Source organism: Domibacillus sp. 8LH (assembly GCF_038806185.1).
Lineage (GTDB): Bacteria > Bacillota > Bacilli > Bacillales > Domibacillaceae > Domibacillus > Domibacillus indicus_A.
In genome coordinates this window covers 1-236 of the sequence record NZ_JAVJNG010000327.1, presented here as the reverse complement: position 1 = coordinate 236, position 236 = coordinate 1, and the positions used below count along the sequence as shown (strand labels likewise).

Sequence of the window (236 nt, the reverse complement as noted above, 5' to 3'; positions counted from 1 at the left end):
AGCCTGCACCGGCTGTGGCAGTTGCGAAAGCCGAGTAAATTGTATTATCGAACACAGCTTAGCCATCACTCAAGCAGAGCCTAAGCGACTCAGTGATGACGCATTGATCCCCGTAACCGAACTTGCATAAGAGAGCGCCATGACCCCTTTAAAAGAGAGTTTAATTCAAACAACATGTGCGTATTGTGGTGTGGGCTGCGGCGTGGACGTTGCCTTAGCGGGCAATCAACCGACAC

1 protein-coding gene is annotated in these 236 nt (G+C 50.8%); it reads left to right on the top strand.

Features of this window, described 5'->3' with window-relative positions; all coding sequences use genetic code 11:
* Positions 1-139 precede the first annotated feature (139 nt).
* The coding region (locus RG959_RS25530; protein ID WP_369335210.1) for a hypothetical protein at positions 140-236 on the top strand (97 nt) is incomplete at its 3' end.